The 15,706-nt window shown below is 72.7% G+C and carries 15 protein-coding genes; 11 read left to right on the top strand and 4 right to left on the bottom strand.

Annotated elements, in window-relative coordinates; genetic code table 11:
- Positions 1 to 36: 36 nt before the first annotated feature.
- The 3 genes from SCNRRL3882_RS06045 (at position 37) to SCNRRL3882_RS06035 (ending at position 5,348) form a co-directional block, all read left to right on the top strand.
- Positions 37 to 3,081 (top strand): alpha-mannosidase, encoded by a 3,045-nt coding sequence (locus SCNRRL3882_RS06045; protein WP_010043009.1) that lies wholly within the window; start codon positions 37 to 39, stop codon positions 3,079 to 3,081.
- 3 nt (positions 3,082 to 3,084) lie between these two features.
- A complete protein-coding gene (locus SCNRRL3882_RS06040) occupies positions 3,085 to 4,335 on the top strand; it encodes an alpha-L-fucosidase (RefSeq protein WP_010043008.1) in 1,251 nt (416 codons plus the stop codon).
- A 143-nt stretch (positions 4,336 to 4,478) separates the two neighbouring features.
- On the top strand, positions 4,479 to 5,348 hold the full coding sequence (locus tag SCNRRL3882_RS06035) for a sulfotransferase family protein (RefSeq protein WP_173937226.1): 870 nt from the start codon (positions 4,479 to 4,481) through the stop codon (positions 5,346 to 5,348).
- Positions 5,349 to 5,378: 30 nt separating this feature from the next.
- Here SCNRRL3882_RS06035 and SCNRRL3882_RS06030 read toward each other — a convergent pair whose 3' ends face one another.
- Positions 5,379 to 6,515 (bottom strand): ATP-grasp domain-containing protein, encoded by a 1,137-nt coding sequence (locus SCNRRL3882_RS06030; protein ID WP_010043006.1) that lies wholly within the window; start codon positions 6,513 to 6,515, stop codon positions 5,379 to 5,381.
- Between the two features lie 261 nt (positions 6,516 to 6,776).
- Between SCNRRL3882_RS06030 and SCNRRL3882_RS06025 the strand changes: the two genes are divergently transcribed.
- Positions 6,777 to 7,637: a metallophosphoesterase family protein gene (locus tag SCNRRL3882_RS06025; protein ID WP_010043004.1), complete on the top strand. Its 861-nt coding sequence runs from the start codon at positions 6,777 to 6,779 to the stop codon at positions 7,635 to 7,637.
- A complete protein-coding gene (locus tag SCNRRL3882_RS06020; protein ID WP_010043002.1) occupies positions 7,634 to 8,308 on the top strand; it encodes a 4'-phosphopantetheinyl transferase family protein in 675 nt (224 codons plus the stop codon). Before SCNRRL3882_RS06025 ends, SCNRRL3882_RS06020 begins: the two co-directional genes overlap by 4 nt.
- 59 nt (positions 8,309 to 8,367) lie before the next feature.
- On the opposite strand, the gene SCNRRL3882_RS06015 is transcribed toward SCNRRL3882_RS06020, so the two are convergent.
- From SCNRRL3882_RS06015 to SCNRRL3882_RS06005, 3 genes are all read right to left on the bottom strand, one after another.
- On the bottom strand, positions 8,368 to 8,610 hold the full coding sequence (locus SCNRRL3882_RS06015; protein WP_010043000.1) for a hypothetical protein: 243 nt from the start codon (positions 8,608 to 8,610) through the stop codon (positions 8,368 to 8,370).
- A 177-nt stretch (positions 8,611 to 8,787) separates the two neighbouring features.
- Complete coding sequence (locus SCNRRL3882_RS06010; protein ID WP_010042998.1) at positions 8,788 to 9,318, bottom strand: hypothetical protein; 531 nt, start codon at positions 9,316 to 9,318, stop codon at positions 8,788 to 8,790.
- A 32-nt stretch (positions 9,319 to 9,350) separates the two neighbouring features.
- Positions 9,351 to 10,010, bottom strand: a complete 660-nt coding sequence (locus SCNRRL3882_RS06005; RefSeq protein ID WP_010042996.1) for a helix-turn-helix domain-containing protein — start codon at positions 10,008 to 10,010, stop codon at positions 9,351 to 9,353.
- A gap of 238 nt (positions 10,011 to 10,248) precedes the next feature.
- On the opposite strand from SCNRRL3882_RS06005, the gene SCNRRL3882_RS06000 reads away from it, so the two are divergent.
- From SCNRRL3882_RS06000 to SCNRRL3882_RS05975, 6 genes are all read left to right on the top strand, one after another.
- The gene (locus SCNRRL3882_RS06000) at positions 10,249 to 10,908 is read left to right on the top strand and encodes a hypothetical protein (protein ID WP_010042993.1); all 660 of its coding nucleotides are present in this window, start codon (positions 10,249 to 10,251) and stop codon (positions 10,906 to 10,908) included.
- Between the two features lie 97 nt (positions 10,909 to 11,005).
- A complete protein-coding gene (locus SCNRRL3882_RS05995) occupies positions 11,006 to 12,160 on the top strand; it encodes an NAD(P)/FAD-dependent oxidoreductase (protein WP_029181389.1) in 1,155 nt (384 codons plus the stop codon).
- Complete coding sequence (locus SCNRRL3882_RS05990) at positions 12,157 to 12,456, top strand: (2Fe-2S)-binding protein (RefSeq protein WP_010042989.1); 300 nt, start codon at positions 12,157 to 12,159, stop codon at positions 12,454 to 12,456. Before SCNRRL3882_RS05995 ends, SCNRRL3882_RS05990 begins: the two co-directional genes overlap by 4 nt.
- Positions 12,446 to 13,810, top strand: a complete 1,365-nt coding sequence (locus tag SCNRRL3882_RS05985; protein WP_010042988.1) for an NAD(P)/FAD-dependent oxidoreductase — start codon at positions 12,446 to 12,448, stop codon at positions 13,808 to 13,810. The genes SCNRRL3882_RS05990 and SCNRRL3882_RS05985 overlap by 11 nt, the downstream gene beginning before the upstream one ends.
- Positions 13,807 to 14,697, top strand: coding sequence for a dihydrodipicolinate synthase family protein (locus tag SCNRRL3882_RS05980; protein ID WP_010042987.1), 891 nt, complete (start codon positions 13,807 to 13,809; stop codon positions 14,695 to 14,697). Before SCNRRL3882_RS05985 ends, SCNRRL3882_RS05980 begins: the two co-directional genes overlap by 4 nt.
- A 5-nt stretch (positions 14,698 to 14,702) precedes the next feature.
- A complete protein-coding gene (locus tag SCNRRL3882_RS05975) occupies positions 14,703 to 15,704 on the top strand; it encodes a proline racemase family protein (RefSeq protein ID WP_010042986.1) in 1,002 nt (333 codons plus the stop codon).
- The last annotated feature ends 2 nt before the right edge of the window (positions 15,705 to 15,706 follow it).

Genomic DNA, 15,706 nt, shown 5'->3' with positions numbered 1-15,706 from the left:
CTTTCCCCCCGGCTTCCCGCTTCCTGGAGACATCTCATGCACGACGAAAGCCGCCGTATCGAGGAGCGCGTGCAGCGCCTCCACGATCAGCGCATCAAAACCGCGATCTACGCGGCCACCGTCCCCTTCGAGGTCGAGGCCTGGCAGGCCCCGGGGGAGCCGGTCCCGTTCGAGGAGGCCGCCGCCGCCTCGTACGCGCCGTTCGCGATGGGCACCCCCTGGGGACCGCCCTGGGGCACCACCTGGTTCCGCATGCGCGGCCAGGTGCCCGAGGCGTGGGCGGGACGCCGCGTCGAGGCCGTCATCGACCTCGGCTTCGTGGGCGACTGGCCCGGCAACCAGGCCGAGGCCCTGGTGCACCTCACGGACGGCACCCCGCTGAAGGCCGTCAACCCGCTCAACCAGTACGTGGCGATCGCCAACCCGGCGACGGGCGGCGAGACGGTCGAGTACCTGGTCGAGGCCGCCTCCAACCCGGACATCCTCGCGGACAACTTCTCGAAGACCACCCCGCTCGGCGACAAGCTCACCGCCGGCGACAAGCCGCTCTACACCTTCCGCAGCGCCGACATCGCCATCCTCGACGAGGAGGTCTGGCACCTCGACCTCGACGTCCAGGTGCTGCGCGAGCTCATGCTGGAACTCGGCGAGCACGACCCGCGCCGGCACGAGATCGCGCACGCGCTCGACCGGGCGATGGACCGGCTGGACCTGGACGACGTCTCCGGCTCGGCCGCCGCGGTGCGCGAGGCGCTGAAGCCGGTGCTGTCCAAGCCCGCGCACGCCAGCGCGCACACGGTCTCCGGGGTGGGCCACGCCCACATCGACTCGGCCTGGCTCTGGCCGATCCGCGAGACCAAGCGCAAGACGTCCCGCACCTTCTCCAACGTCACGTCCCTGGCCGACGAGTACGACGACTTCATCTTCGCCTGCTCCCAGGCCCAGCAGTACGAGTGGGTGCGCGACAACTACCCCAAGGTCTGGGCCCGCATCCAGGAGTCGGTCAAGAACGGCCAGTGGGCGCCCGTGGGCGGCATGTGGGTCGAGTCCGACGGCAACCTGCCCGGCGGCGAGGCCGTCGCCCGCCAGTTCGTCCACGGCAAGCGGTTCTTCATGGACCACTTCGGCATCGAGACCAAGGGCGTCTGGCTGCCGGACTCCTTCGGCTACAACGCCGCCTACCCGCAGATCGCCAAGCTCGCCGGGAACGAGTGGTTCCTCACCCAGAAGATCTCCTGGAACCAGACCAACAAGTTCCCCCACCACACGTTCTGGTGGGAGGGCATCGACGGCACCCGGATCTTCACCCACTTCCCGCCGGTCGACACCTACAACGCCCGCTTCAGCGGCGAGGAGATGTCCCGCGCGGTCCGCAACTACCAGGAGAAGGGCGGCGCCTCCCGCTCCCTGGCCCCCTTCGGCTGGGGCGACGGCGGTGGCGGCCCCACCCGCGAGATCATGGAACGCGCCCGCCGGCTGGCGGACCTGGAGGGCTCCGCGAAGGTCGTCGTCGAACACCCCGACGAGTTCTTCGCCAAGGCCCGCGAGGAGTACCCGGACGCACCCGTCTGGGTCGGCGAGCTCTACCTGGAGCTGCACCGCGCCACCTACACCTCCCAGGCCCGCACCAAGCAGGGCAACCGCCGCTCCGAGCACCTCCTGCGCGAGGCCGAACTGTGGGCGACCACGGCCGCGCTGCACGCGCCGGGCTACGCGTACCCGTACGAGAAGCTGGACCGGCTCTGGAAGACGGTGCTGCTGCACCAGTTCCACGACATCCTGCCCGGCTCCTCCATCGCCTGGGTGCACCGCGAGGCCGAGGCCGAGTACGCCCGCGTGGCCCGTGAGCTGCAGGCGCTGACCGCCGAGGCGGTGGCCGCGCTCGGCTCCGGCGGGACCCGCGTCTTCAACACCAGTCCCTACGACCGTGCCGAGGTGGTCCGCACCGCCGACGGCGCACCGGTGTACGTGGAGGTGCCCGCGAGCGGTTCCGCGCCCCTCGCCGGGGCCGAGCCGGCGCAGCCGGTGACGGTGGACGGCCGGGTCCTCGACAACGGGCTCGTCCGCGTGGAGGTGGCCGAGGACGGCACCCTGTCGTCCGTCTACGACCTGCGCGCCCGCCGCGAAGTCCTCGCCGAGCCGGGCAACCTGCTCCGCCTGCACACCGACCTGCCCAACTACTGGGACGCCTGGGACATCGACAAGCACTACAAGAACCGCTACACGGACCTCCTCGACGCCTCGTCCGTCACGGTCGTCGAGCAGGACCCGCTGGTCGGCGCGATCCGCGTGGAGCGGTCCTTCGGCAAGGGCTCGACGATCACCCAGACGATCACCGTCCGCGCCGGCAGCCCCCGGATCGACATCGAGACGGACATCGACTGGCACGAGACGGAGAAGATCCTCAAGGCGGCCTTCCCGGTCGACATCCGCGCCCCGCACTCCTCCGCCGAGATCCAGTTCGGCCACATCCAGCGCCCCACCCACACCAACACCAGCTGGGAGGCGGCCCGCTTCGAGGTCTCCGGCCACCGCTGGGTGCACCTCGGCGAACCCGGCTACGGCGTCGCGGTCATCAACGACTCGACGTACGGCCACGACGTCTCCCGCACGGTGCGCGAGGACGGCGGCACCACGACCACCGTCCGCCTCAGCCTGGTCCGGGCGCCGCGCATCCCGGACCCCGAGGCCGACCAGGGCCGGCACCGCTTCACCTACGCGCTGCTGCCCGGCGCGACCATCGAGGACGCCGTCGCCGAGGGCTACGCCCTCAACCTCCCGCTCCGGGTGGCCGACGCGGCGGGTGCCCCCGCACCGGTCGTCTCCGTCGAGGGCGAGGGCGTGACGGTGGAGGCGGTCAAGCTCGCCGACGACGCCTCCGGCGACGTCGTCGTACGGCTCTACGAGTCCCGCGGCGGCCGGGCCCAGGGGGTGCTGCGCACCGGATTCCCGCTCGCCGGCGCGCAGATCACCGACCTGCTGGAACGACCGCTCGAGGAGGCGGGCGTGGACGGCGACGGCGGTGTCCCCGTCGCACTGCGGCCCTTCCAGATCCTGACACTGCGTCTGCGCAGGGGCTGACCCATGGCCATGCAACCCTGGTTCACCGACGCGAAGCTGGGGATCTTCGTCCACTGGGGCATCTACGCCGTCGACGGCGTCCAGGAGTCCTGGTCGTTCTACGACGACATCGTCCCCTACGACCGGTACATGTCCCAGTTGGACCGCTTCACGGCCTCCCGCTACGACCCGCGCGACTGGGCGAGGCTCTTCGCGCGGGCCGGAGCGAAGTACGCCGTGCTGACCAGCCGCCACCACGACGGCGTCGCCCTGTGGGACACGGCCCACGGCGACCTGAACGTGGGCCGCGACCTGATCGCCGGCTACGCCGACGCCCTGCGCGAGCAGGGCCTCAAGGTCGGGCTCTACTACTCGCACTCGGACTGGAGCCACCCCGACTACGCCTCCACCCGCAAGCCCGGCCGCCCACCGGAGCTGGAGGACAACCGCTACTCGGAGGTCGCCGCCGAGGACGAGGACCTTCAGGCCTGGGAGAGGTTCCTCGCCTACCGAGACGGCCAGATCCGCGAACTGACCTCCCGCTACAAGCCCGACCTGCTGTGGTTCGACGGCGAGTGGGACCGCAGCGAGGAGCAGTGGCGCATCCCCGAGCTGGCCGCGCTCATCCGCTCCGAGGTACCGGACGTCGTCTTCAACGCCCGCATGCTCAGCGAGGGCGACTACGCGACGCCGGAACAGGGCGCCCCGGTCGTCCCGCCCGAGGGCCCCTGGGAGCTGTGCCTGACGATCAACGACTCCTGGGGCCACCAGCACCACGACCACAACCACAAGTCGGTCGACCAGCTGATCCGCTACTTCACCGAGACCATCGGGGGCGGAGGCAACCTGCTGCTCAGCGTCGGCCCGCGGGAGGACGGCACCATCCCGGCCGAGCAGGCGGAGCGGCTGGAAGGGCTCGGCGCCTGGATCGCCCGGCACGCGGAAGCGGTGTACGGCACCGAACGGGGACTCCCGCCGGGCCACCACTACGGCCCGAGCACCCTCTCCGAGGACCGCCGCACCCTCTACCTGATCCTCTTCGACGCCCCACGCGCCGAGATCAACGTGCGCGGTCTCCTCGGAAAGGTCCGCAAGGTGTCGGTGCTCGGCAGCGGCACGGAACTGGCCCACCGCGTCACCGGCGGCCTCCACGAGACCCCGGGCATCCTCTGGATCGAGCCGCCCGCCGCGCCGGACCTCGACCCGCACGCCACGGTGCTGGCCGTCGAACTGGAAGGGGAACTGGAGCTGTACCGCGGCGCCGGCCGGTTCTGACGAAAGTTTAAGAAACGGGTAAGTGGCCTGCTCACGGGCGGTGTGTGGACGCTCGTGAGCACGCCGGTTCGCCTTGTGGACACCTTGAGTTCGCCCCGTCCCCCTGGGATGCGGAACGCACAACGCGAACGAAAGGTGTCACCGTGCGAGACCCGCGTATGGCTGCGATCGGCAAGGGCCTGAAGCGTCGCGGAAGGCTGGTGATGCAAGCGGTCAGTCCACCGCGCCGGACCCTTGACGCCATCCCCGCCCCCCGCCCGGCAGCCGACACCTACACCGCCCCGCCCGCGCCCCGGCTGGTCGACTCGCCCGTCTTCGTCCTGTCGTCGGTGCGCTCCGGTTCGACCCTGCTGCGCGTCCTGCTCAACAGCCACAGCCGCATCCGCGCCCCGCACGAGATGCACCTGCGCACGGTGCACGTCCACCTGTCCCGCGACTTCACCGCGGACGCCATGCGGGCGCTCCACCTCGACAAGGACGAGCTGGAACACGTGCTGTGGGACCGGGTGCTGCACCTGGAGCTCAGCCGCAGCGGCAAGGACGTCATCGTCGACAAGACCCCGCCGAACACCCTCATCTGGCCCCGCCTGCGCCGATGTTGGCCGAACGCCCGCTACATCCTGCTGCTCCGCCACCCCGGCGCGGTCGTCACGTCCCTCACCGCCCGCCGCAGCGACCCCGATCACGAGGCCGTTCGCACCGAGGTCCTCGACTACAGCGAGAAGCTGGAGGAGGCCCGTCTGAACCTCGACCCCCATGTGATCACCTACGAGGAGCTCACCGCCGAGCCGGAGAAGGTCACCCGGGGCATCTGCGACCACCTCGGCGTCCCCTGGGAGCCCGCCATGCTCGACTACGGCAGCAAGGACCACGGCACCTTCCGCCCGCAGCTCGGCGACTGGTCCAGCACCATCAAGTCCGGCCGCATCCAGTCGGCCCGCGGCGCCGACCCGGGTGTCGAACTCCCCCCACGCCTGAGGGAACTGGCCCAGGCATGGGGGTACGGCACATAGCGGAGGACAGGCGCTGGGCGGGGACAGGGGCTAGAGAGGCAGGGCCCCCACCGTGGCCTGCGGGGCCGCCGTCTCGACGGAGCCGGCCGGCACCGCGGGCAGCGGCTGCTGCTCCGTCGCCTCCGGCCGCTGCTGCGGCAGCTGCACCGGCCGCAGCGGACGCGGCCCCGACACCACCGTGTAGTCCTGGCCCAGGAACGGCGGGACCACCTCGCCCGGGTCCTCGCCGAGCGCCAGCTGGACGGCGGCCCAGGGGGCGTTGACCCCGCACAGCGACAGCTGGTGCAGGCCGCCGGCCGGGCGGGTGTTGACGTCCATCAGGACCGGCCGGTCGCCGAACATGCGGAACTGGATGTTGGACAGGTAGTGCAGACCGAAGCCCTCCGCGATCCGCCGGGCCGGGTCCAGCCACCGCTCGTGCAGCGTGAAGCCCCGGCGGCGGCCGTTCTTGGTGCGGCCGACGGCCAGCCGGACCCGGTTGTCCGGACCGGTCAGGCAGTCCACCGACACCTCGGGCTGCTCCAGGCGCGGCATCACCATCCAGTCGACGGGCTCCTCGGCCCGCCCCAGCGCCTCCAGCACCAGGTCGAGCGGCACGTACGGGCTCGGGAACCCGCTCAGGTGCATCAGCGAGAAGGGCGAGCGCGTGATCACGCGGAAGCCCACCCCGCCCGCCCCCGACGCCGGCTTGAAGCACGCCTTGTGCCCGGCGGCCTCCAAAGCCTCCACGGCGGCGACGAGTTCGTCACCCGACCGGACCCGCCACCACGGCGGCACCGGCACGCCGATCGCCTGGACCGCCTCGTAGGCGATCACCTTGTCCTGGAAGACGGCCACCGCCTCGGGCGGCGGCGCCAGCACCGCCGTACCGGCCGCCTCGAACTCGGCGCGGTGCGCCACGATCGCCGCCTGGTGCAGCCGGGGCACGAACACGTCGATGCCGCGCCGCGCGCACTGGTCGAGCGCGTACTCGACGTACCCGGCGGGGGAGAGGTTCTCGGGTTCCAGCTCGGCGGTGTCGGCGGCGGCCAGCACGGGGGAGTCGGGGTCGCCGTGCGTGGCATGGATCTCGACGGCCCGGTCGCTGGGATTTCTCCGCAGCTGATCCATGAAGAACACGTTCTCCGCGTACGTGCGGTTGAGCCAGACGCGTACGCGAGAGACCATGCAGGCCGCCTTTCACGGTTCGCGGGCAGGGCTCAGCAGCCCGTGCCCGGGCAGGATGAATGGAGGGTCACCAAACCGCCCCTGTGAAAGGGAAGTTCTTAGCGGTGGTGTTGGGGCAGATCATACGGCTTCGGCGGGCCGAGTCGTGCAACGCGCGGGTTACGGATTCCGATTCCCGGCCGTCCGGCCGCCCTTGTCCCCGGGCGCGGTGATGTGATCTCGTGGTGGCGTTCGCGGTGGGGGCGTGGAGGGGGACGAGGGGTGACGTCGACGGCCGGTGGCGCCGGACAACTGCTGGCCATCAGCGATCTGCACATCGGCTACCCGGAGAACCGCGCCCTGGTCGAAGGGATGCGGCCCGGGACGGACGACGACTGGCTGCTCGTCGCCGGGGACGTCGCGGAGACCGTGGCGGACATCCGCTGGACCCTCAAGACGCTCGCGGCCCGCTTCCGCAAGGTCGTCTGGGTGCCCGGCAACCACGAGCTGTGGACCCATCCGAGCGACGCCGTCACCCTGCGCGGCGTCGCCCGGTACGACCACCTGGTCGAGCTGTGCCGGGACCTCGGCGTGACGACACCGGAGGACCCCTACCCCGTCTGGGACGGCCCCGGCGGCCCCGTGGCCGTCGCACCGCTGTTCCTGCTGTACGACTACTCGTTCCTGCCGTCCGGGTGCGCGACCAAGGAGCAGGGCCTGGCGTACGCCCAGGGTACGGGCATCGTGTGCACCGACGAGTACCTGCTGCACCCCGACCCGTACCCGAGTCGGGAGGACTGGTGCCGGGACCGGGTCGCCGAGACCGAACGCAGACTCGCCGAACTGCCCGACGGCCTGCCCGTGATCCCCGTCAACCACTACCCGCTGCACCGGCACCCGATGGACGTCCTGTGGCACCCCGAGTTCGCCATGTGGTGCGGCACGGGACTGACCGCCGACTGGCACCGCAGATTCCCCGTCCACACGATGGTCTACGGCCATCTGCACATCCCCCGCACCACCTGGCACGAGGGCGTGCGATTCGAAGAGGTGTCCGTGGGCTACCCCCGGGAGTGGCGCAAGCGGTCCGGTGAGCCGGGGCGGCTGCGGCGCATCCTGCCGAGGGAGGGCGAGGAGCGGTGATCGGGGAACTGCTGCCCCAGACCGTCGTCACCGTGGAGGCCTACGGCAACGACGGCGCGGACACCCCGCTGTACCCCGAGGAGGCGGCGCTCGTGACCCGGGCGGTCGCCAAGCGGCGCCGGGAGTTCACCGTCGTCCGCTCCTGCGCCCGCCGGGCCATGGAGAAGCTCGGCGTGCCGCCGCAGCCGATCCTGCCCGGGGAACGCGGCGCCCCGCGCTGGCCGGCCGGGCTGGCCGGCAGCATGACCCACTGCGACGGCTACTGCGCCGCCGCCCTGGTCCGCGCCACCGACCTGGCCTCCCTGGGCATCGACGCCGAGGTCCACGGGCCGCTGCCCGAGGGGGTGCTGCCCGCCGTCTCCCTGCCGGCCGAGGCCGAGCGCCTGCGGCGGCTGGCCGCACAGCGCCCCGACGTCCACTGGGACCGGCTGCTGTTCAGCGCGAAGGAGTCCGTCTACAAGGCGTGGTTCCCGCTCACCGGCGCGTGGCTGGACTTCGCGGAGGCCGACATCGAGATCTCCGCCGACCCCGGCGAACCGCGCGGTACCTTCCGCGCCACGCTCCTCGTCCCCGGCCCACGGGTCGGCGCCCGCCGCCTGGGCCACTTCGACGGCCACTGGACCGCCGACCGCGGCCTGGTCGCGACGGCGGTCGCCGTACCGCACGACTGAGACCGGCGATCAGGCTTGCCGGGTCGCCGTGTCATCGGCCGTCGGCTCAGGGTTCCGGCTCAGGGCCCCGGCTCGGGGCACCAGCTCTGGAGCAGGCGGAAGAACGCTTCCTCGTTGCCGGTGAGGCCCGCTCGGTCGAGGGCCTCCTCCGCCTCGGCGAGGACGCCGGGCGGGACGACAGGGGGCCGGTGGGCGCCGGGCGGGCCCGTCTCCAGGTCGAAGGCGGCCCGGACGGTGTGCAGCAGCCGCAGATAGGCCTGGACGGCGGTGCGTTCACGGTCGGTCAGTACGGCGGTGGGCATCGGTCGGCTCTCCCCGTGTCGGCGTCATCGGTCCCGCGCCCTGAAGGGCGCGCACGCCCCGCACACACGGGACGCACCTCCAGCTTGCCGCCCACCACTGACAATCCGGCCCCGCCGCCCGTGGGTTCGCCCGCTCGGCGCAGGCCGGACCCCACCTCGGCCCGCGCTGCCGGCCGCTCAGCCCTGCGACCCCGGGTAGCCCAGTGACGCCTCGATCCGCCCCGCCAGATGGTCCCGCTGCACGGGCCCCCGGGACGCCGAACCCGCCAGCCAGGACCGGCACTTGCTGGCCAGCAGCAGGCCGAAGCTCTCGGCCTCCTTCTCGTCGTCGAGGTCGAAACGGGTGCGGGCGGCGACCTTCAGCACCGTCGCCTGGAGGTCGGCGCCGTCGTGGAGCAGCCGGGCCGCGACGGCGGCGCCCTCGACGTGGTGGGAGCAGTGTCCCGCCTTCATGTGCCACAGCTCGTGGCCCAGGATCACCAACTGGTGGTCGGGAGCGGTGCGTTCCTCGATCACGACGAGGTCCTGCTCGGCCATGTCGAGCCACAGCCCGCTCGCGGTCCCGGGCGGGAAGGCGGCCGTACGGAAGTGGACGGGGCGGCCCCGGCGTCTGCTCATGGCATCGCACAGCGCGGCGTACAGCGCGTCGGGCCGCGCCGGCGCGGGGAGGGTCAGCTCCGCGACCAGTTCGCCGCACAGGCGGCGCATTTCCTTACCGATGCCCACAGTTCTCCCCACGGTCACGACTCGGGCCGCTTGACGCTCTCCAGGAGCATGTCCAGCCACTCCGCCACCTTGTCGCGGTGCTGGTCGGTGGGCAGCTGCGCGGCCCGCCAGGCGATGCCGCGCACGCCGTGGTCCTGCAACAGCCGCTCCAGCGGGTCGTCGGCTGCCGCGGCCGCCTCCCGCTCGCGGTCGGCGAGCTTCTGGAGCAGCTCCTGCTCGGTGTGCTGGAGGGCGCTCACCAGTGCCTCGGGGTCCTCGGCCGTGAGGAAACCGGCGTGCACCCGGAAGAACCGCTGGAGGGCGTCGCAGTGCTCCATGGTCGGCCGCCGGTCGCCGTTGATGAGGGCGCCGGCCTGCTGCCGGGACATGCCCGCGCCGTCGGCGATCTCCTGCTGGGTGTACTTCCGGCCGTTGGGTTTGAGCCGGGTCCGGCGCAGCAGGTCCAGGCGCTGGAGGAACCGGGCCTGCACATCGGGCTCGCCCGCCGGCCGGCCGCCGAGCAGGGCCTTGACCACGGGTTCCGGGACGCCGGAGGCGACGGACAGCCGGCCGATGTCGAAGACCTCGGCGTGCGGCACGCCGAGCCGGTCGGCGAGCGCGGTGACACGGGAGACGACGGCCGCCAGCACGGCCGTCGGTGTGGCGCCCGGACCTTCGACGAAGCCACCCGTCACCGACAGATCTCCTACGTCTCTCACAGGCTTCTCACAAGTGGATGCCGTGACCTACCCCGGCGTTAACTTCCCGGAGCGTAGCCGGTGCTTCGAACTCACATCCAGGTCTCGCCACAACTGTGGCCAATTTCAGCCGTCAACCAGCACGAAATGCCACGATAGTTGACACGCCTCAGTTCCGGGCATCAGGATCGGGGCGCCGCGTCAGGGCCGCACAGGCAAGAGGGGTGACCTCCCGATGGCATATCAGGCAGGAGGGCAGCGGCCGGCACCGCGGCCCGTCCCCGAGACTTCCGATGTCCAGGCCTACCTGGAGGACTACTCCGGGCTTCTGGAGGCCGTCTCCTTCCCCTCGCTCGTCGTCGACCACTGCTGGGACGTGGTGCTGGCCAACAGTGCCTTCCGGTCACTTTTCGGTGGTGTCGGCCCGCATCCGACGGCCATGCCGGGCGACAACTTCCTCAGGTTCGTGCTGTTCCACCCCGACGCTCCCACGGTGCTCGGCGAGCACGAGGCGAGCTGGTGCCTGCCGATGCTCGCGCACTTCGCGCGGACCGTGGAGAGCCACGGCCCCGACCACGGCCTCCAGGCCATCCGCCGCGACATCGCCCAGGACCCGATCATGGAGGCCGCCTACCGGCACGGCCTGCCGCACTGGATCCGCTCGGTCGGCGAGAGCGCCGTCGAGCACGACGGCGCCGTACGGCCGCTGCTGCACCCGGATCCGCGCTGGGGCGCCACCGACTGCCGGATCGTCGTCGAGACGTCCAGGACGCTCGAGGAACTGGGCTGCACCCGGCTCACGTTCGCGCTGCGCGAGGCCCGCCGCACCCCGTCCAGGGACCGCCGGACGCGCCGTAACGCCTCCCATCTGAGGGTCGTGCGGGCGGGCGACTGAGCCCCGCCGGTTCCTCCCGGTCACCACATCACCGCAGGGCCGCGTCACCAGCGTCCGCCCCATTCCCAGCCAGGGTGATGTGTGACATAGTACTGACGTGAGCAAGCCGCTGACCTGCGATGTCGTGGTGGTCGGAGCCGGAGTTGTGGGCGCCGCCTGCGCCCTGTACACGGCCCGTGCGGGCCTGGACACCGTCGTGGTGGACCGGGGCCCGGTGGCCGGCGGTACGACCGGCGCGGGGGAGGGCAACCTCCTCGTCTCCGACAAGGAGCCCGGGCCCGAGCTCGACCTGGCCCTGCTGTCCGCCCGGCTGTGGTCCGAACTGGCCCAGGAGGGGCTGGGGAAGGCGGTCGAGTACGAGGCCAAGGGCGGGGTCGTCGTCGCCGGCACCGGCGAAGCCCTGGCCGGCCTGGAGACACTCGCCGCCGGGCAGCGCGCGGCCGGGGTCGAGGCGGTCCCGGTGCCGCCCGGCCGGCTCCCCGACCTGGAGCCGTACCTGACCCCCGGCCTCGCGGGCGGCGTGCACTACCCGCAGGACGCCCAGGTGATGCCCGCCCTGGCGGCGGCGCACCTGCTGCGCGCCTCGAACGCCCGGCTGCTCACCGGCCGTGAGATGACCGGGGTACTGCGGGGCCCCGACGGCGCGGTGCGCGGGGTGCGTACCGACCGGGGCGACGTCCACGCCCCGGCGGTCGTCAACGCGTCCGGCACCTGGGGCGGCGAGGTGGCGGCCCGCGCCGGGGTGTCGCTGCCGGTGCTGCCCCGGCGCGGTTTCGTCCTGGTCACCGAGCCGCTGCCGACCCGGATCCGGCACAAGGTGTACGCCGCCGACTACGTGGCCGACGTCGCCAGCGACTCGGCGGACCTCCAGACCTCCCCGGTGGTCGAGGGCACACCCGCCGGGCCGGTCCTCATCGGCGCCAGCCGCGAACGGGTCGGCTTCGACCGGTCGTTGTCGCTCCCGGCGCTGCGGGCGCTGGCGGCGGGCGCGACGCGGCTCTTCCCGTTCCTCGCCGGAGTCCGGGCCATGCGGACGTACGCGGGCTTCCGCCCGTATCTGCCGGACCATCTGCCCGCGATCGGCCCCGACCCCCGGGCGCCCGGACTCCTGCACGCCTGCGGGCACGAGGGCGCTGGCATCGGTCTCGCCACCGGCACCGGACACCTGATCGCCCAGGCGCTGACGGGACGGACACCCGACCTGGACCTCGTCCCGTTCCGCCCCGACCGCTTTCCCGAGGAGGCGGAGTGAATCCACTGGAGCTGGCGGCGGCCGGACCCGGCCCCGCCTTCACGGTCACGTTCGACGGGCGGCCGGTCGAGGCGCTGCCGGGCCGGACGGTCGCCGCCGTGCTGTGGGCGGCGGGCGTCACCTCCTGGCGCACCACCCGGGGCGAGGGCCGTCCGCGCGGGGTGTTCTGCGGGATCGGCGTCTGCTTCGACTGCCTGGTGACCGTCAACGGCCGCCCCAACCAACGGGCTTGCCTGCTCCCGGTGCGGCCGGGTGACGTGATCGCCACGCAGGAGGCGACAGGCCATGCGGACTGAACTCGCCGTGATCGGTGCCGGACCGGCCGGGCTGGCCGCGTCGCTTGCGGCTGCCGCGCGCGGCACGCGGGTCGCGCTCGTCGACGCGGCGACGGAGACCGGCGGGCAGTTCTACCGGCAGCCCGCCGCCGGGCTCGGAGCCGGGCGCCCCGAGGCGCTGCACCACCAGTGGCGAACCTGGGAGCGACTGCGGGACGGCCTCGCCGCCAGCTCCGTACGGGTACTGACGGACCATCACGTGTGGTGCGTCGAACGGAAGTCTGGCGGCTTCACCGTGCACGCGCTGCTCGGCCCGGAGCAGGAGGAACCGGCCGAAGTGCACGCCCGTGCCGTGCTCCTGGCCACCGGCGGATACGAACACGTGCTGCCCTTCCCCGGCTGGACGCTCCCGGGCGTCGTCACCGCCGGGGGCGCCCAGGCCATGCTCAAGGGCGGACTCGTGGTGCCGGGGCGCAGAGCCGTCGTGGCCGGGACCGGACCGCTGCTGCTGCCCGTGGCGACCGGGCTCGCCGCAGCCGGCGTCGAGGTCGCCGCGCTCGTCGAGTCGACCGGCCCCGGGCGCCTGGCCCGCCACGGCCGGGCCCTGGCCGGCAAGCTCCCGGAGGGCGCCGGATACGCTGCCCGGCTGCTGCGCCACCGCGTGCCGGTGCTGACCCGCCACACCGTCGTCCGCGCCCACGGCGACGACCGGCTGACCGGCGTCACGGTCGCCGCCCTCGACACCGACGGACGCGTCCGGCCCGGCACGGAGCGGCAACTGCCCTGCGACACCCTGGCCGTCGGCCACGGCATGCTCCCGCACACCGACCTGGCGGTGGGCCTCGGCTGCGGCCTGGACGGGCTCGCCGTGGCCGTCGACACCGAGCAGCGCACGGACGTGCCCGGCGTGTGGGCGGCCGGGGAGTCCACCGGTATCGGCGGCGCGGCCCTCGCCCTCGCCGAGGGGCACATCGCCGGGTGCGCCGCCGCCGCGTCCCTGCGCGGCACCACCCCCGACCCGGCACCCGCCGCCCTCAAGGCCCGTACGAAGCTCAGGAGTTCCGCAGCCGCCCTGCATGCCGCCTACGCGCCGCCCGCGCACTGGCCCGAGCAGGCCACCGACGACACCGTGGTCTGCCGCTGCGAGGAGGTCACCGCCGGTGCCGTGCGCGACGCCCTGGACCTCGGAGCGGGCGACGAGCGCACCGTGAAACTGCTGACCCGGGCCGGAATGGGCTGGTGCCAGGGCCGGGTGTGCGCAGCCGCCGTCGCGGGCCTCGCCGGCTGCCCGCCCGTCCCGCCCCGAAGGCCGTTCGCCCGTCCCGTACCGCTCGGCGTCCTCGCACGGCAACACACCCAGGAGGAACTGTCATGACCGACCCCCGCCCCTGGCACGGCGTCCTCGTCGCCACCGCGCTCCCGCTGAACGACGACCTCTCCGTGGACTACGACAAGTACGCCGAGCACTGCGCCTGGCTGGTCGACAACGGCTGTGACGGCGTCGTGCCGAACGGCTCCCTCGGCGAGTACCAGGTGCTCACCCCCGAGGAGCGCGCCCGGGTCGTCGAGACGGCCGTCGCCGCGATCGGCGGGCAGCGCGTCATGCCCGGCGTCGCCGCGTACGGGTCCGCCGAGTCCCGGCGCTGGGCCGAGCAGGCGGGCGAGGCCGGGTGCCGGGCGGTGATGCTGCTGCCGCCGAACGCCTACCGCGCCGACGAGCGCTCCGTCCTCGCCCACTACGCCGAGGTCGCGAAGGCGGGCCTGCCGGTCGTCGCGTACAACAACCCCGTCGACACCAAGGTCGACCTCGTGCCGGAGCTGCTCGCCCGGCTGCACGGGGAGGGGTACATCCGGGGAGTGAAGGAGTTCTCCGGAGACGTCCGCCGGGCCTACCGCATCGCCGAACTCGCCCCCGAACTCGACCTGCTGATCGGCGCCGACGACGTCCTGCTGGAGCTGGCCGTCGCGGGCGCGAAGGGCTGGGTGGCGGGCTACCCGAACGCGCTGCCCCAGGCGTCCGTCGAGCTGTACCACGCGGCCGTCGACGGCGACCTCGACACCGCGCGGTCCCTGTACCGGCAGCTGCATCCGCTGCTGCGGTGGGACTCGCGGGTGGAGTTCGTCCAGGCCATCAAACTGTCCATGGACCTCGTCGGCCGCCACGGCGGACCCTGCCGCCCGCCGCGCATGCCGCTGCTGCCCGGGCAGGAGGCCGCCGTCCGGGCCGCCACCGAGAAGGCCGTAGCGGCCGGATTGTCGTAGGGATCATGCGCAGCAGACTCGTCCTGCACGCCGTCGACTCGCACACCGAGGGCATGCCGACCCGCGTGATCACCGGCGGCATCGGCACCATCCCCGGCGCCACCATGAACGAGCGGCGACTGTATTTCCGCGAACACCGCGACGACATCAAGCAGTTGCTGATGAACGAGCCGCGCGGGCACTCCGCCATGAGCGGCGCCATCCTCCAGCCGCCGACCCGGCCCGACTGCGACTGGGGCGTCGTCTACATCGAGGTCTCCGGCTATCTGCCGATGTGCGGGCACGGCACGATCGGCGTGGCGACCGTGCTCGTCGAGACCGGCATGGTCGAGGTCACCGAACCGGTCACCACCATCCGGCTCGACACCCCGGCGGGCCCGGTCGTCGCCGAGGTGGCCGTGGCGAACGGCGCAGCCAAGGGGGTCACCCTGCGGAACGTGCCCTCCTTCGCCGTCGGCCTCGACCGCAAGGCCACCCTCCCCGACGGCCGGACGGTGACGTACGACCTCGCCTTCGGCGGCAACTTCTACGCCATCCTGCCGCTGGAGCGTCTCGGCCTGCCCTTCGACAGGTCCCGCAAGGACGACATCCTCCGGGCCGGCCTGTCCCTCATGGCCGCCGTCAACGCCGAGGACCCGCCCGTCCACCCGGAGGACCCGTCCATCCACGGCATCCACCACGTCTACCTGGCCGCCCCCGGCTCGACCGCCCGCCACTCCCGGCACGCCATGGCCATCCACCCCGGCTGGTTCGACCGCTCGCCCTGCGGCACGGGCACCAGTGCCCGCATGGCACAGTTGCACGCACGCGGCGAACTCCCGCTGCACACCGAGTTCGTGAACGAGTCCTTCATCGGCACCCGGTTCACCGGCAGACTGCTCGGCACCACCGAGGTGGCGGGCCGCCCGGCGGTGCTGCCGAGCTTCTCCGGACGCGCCTGGATCACCGGCACCGCCCAGTACCTGCTGGACCCCGAGGACCCGTTCCCGGCGGGGTTCGTCCTGTAAGC

Source organism: Streptomyces chartreusis NRRL 3882, assembly GCF_900236475.1.
Lineage (GTDB): Bacteria > Actinomycetota > Actinomycetes > Streptomycetales > Streptomycetaceae > Streptomyces > Streptomyces chartreusis_D.
Note: the sequence above shows the minus strand (reverse complement) of the source record. Positions and strands in the feature narration are given on the sequence as shown.

Excerpts from the sequence above, each read along its gene's own strand:
- SCNRRL3882_RS06045 (WP_010043009.1), top strand. The coding sequence starts at position 37 with ATGCACGACGAAAGCCGCCGTATCGAGGAGCGCGTGCAGCGCCTCCAC.
- SCNRRL3882_RS06040 (WP_010043008.1), top strand. The coding sequence starts at position 3,085 with ATGGCCATGCAACCCTGGTTCACCGACGCGAAGCTGGGGATCTTCGTC.
- SCNRRL3882_RS06030 (WP_010043006.1), bottom strand. The coding sequence starts at position 6,515 with ATGGTCTCTCGCGTACGCGTCTGGCTCAACCGCACGTACGCGGAGAAC.
- SCNRRL3882_RS06015 (WP_010043000.1), bottom strand. The coding sequence starts at position 8,610 with ATGCCCACCGCCGTACTGACCGACCGTGAACGCACCGCCGTCCAGGCC.
- SCNRRL3882_RS06010 (WP_010042998.1), bottom strand. The coding sequence starts at position 9,318 with ATGCGCCGCCTGTGCGGCGAACTGGTCGCGGAGCTGACCCTCCCCGCG.
- SCNRRL3882_RS06000 (WP_010042993.1), top strand. The coding sequence starts at position 10,249 with ATGGCATATCAGGCAGGAGGGCAGCGGCCGGCACCGCGGCCCGTCCCC.
- SCNRRL3882_RS05985 (WP_010042988.1), top strand. The coding sequence starts at position 12,446 with ATGCGGACTGAACTCGCCGTGATCGGTGCCGGACCGGCCGGGCTGGCC.
- SCNRRL3882_RS05980 (WP_010042987.1), top strand. The coding sequence starts at position 13,807 with ATGACCGACCCCCGCCCCTGGCACGGCGTCCTCGTCGCCACCGCGCTC.
- SCNRRL3882_RS05975 (WP_010042986.1), top strand. The coding sequence starts at position 14,703 with ATGCGCAGCAGACTCGTCCTGCACGCCGTCGACTCGCACACCGAGGGC.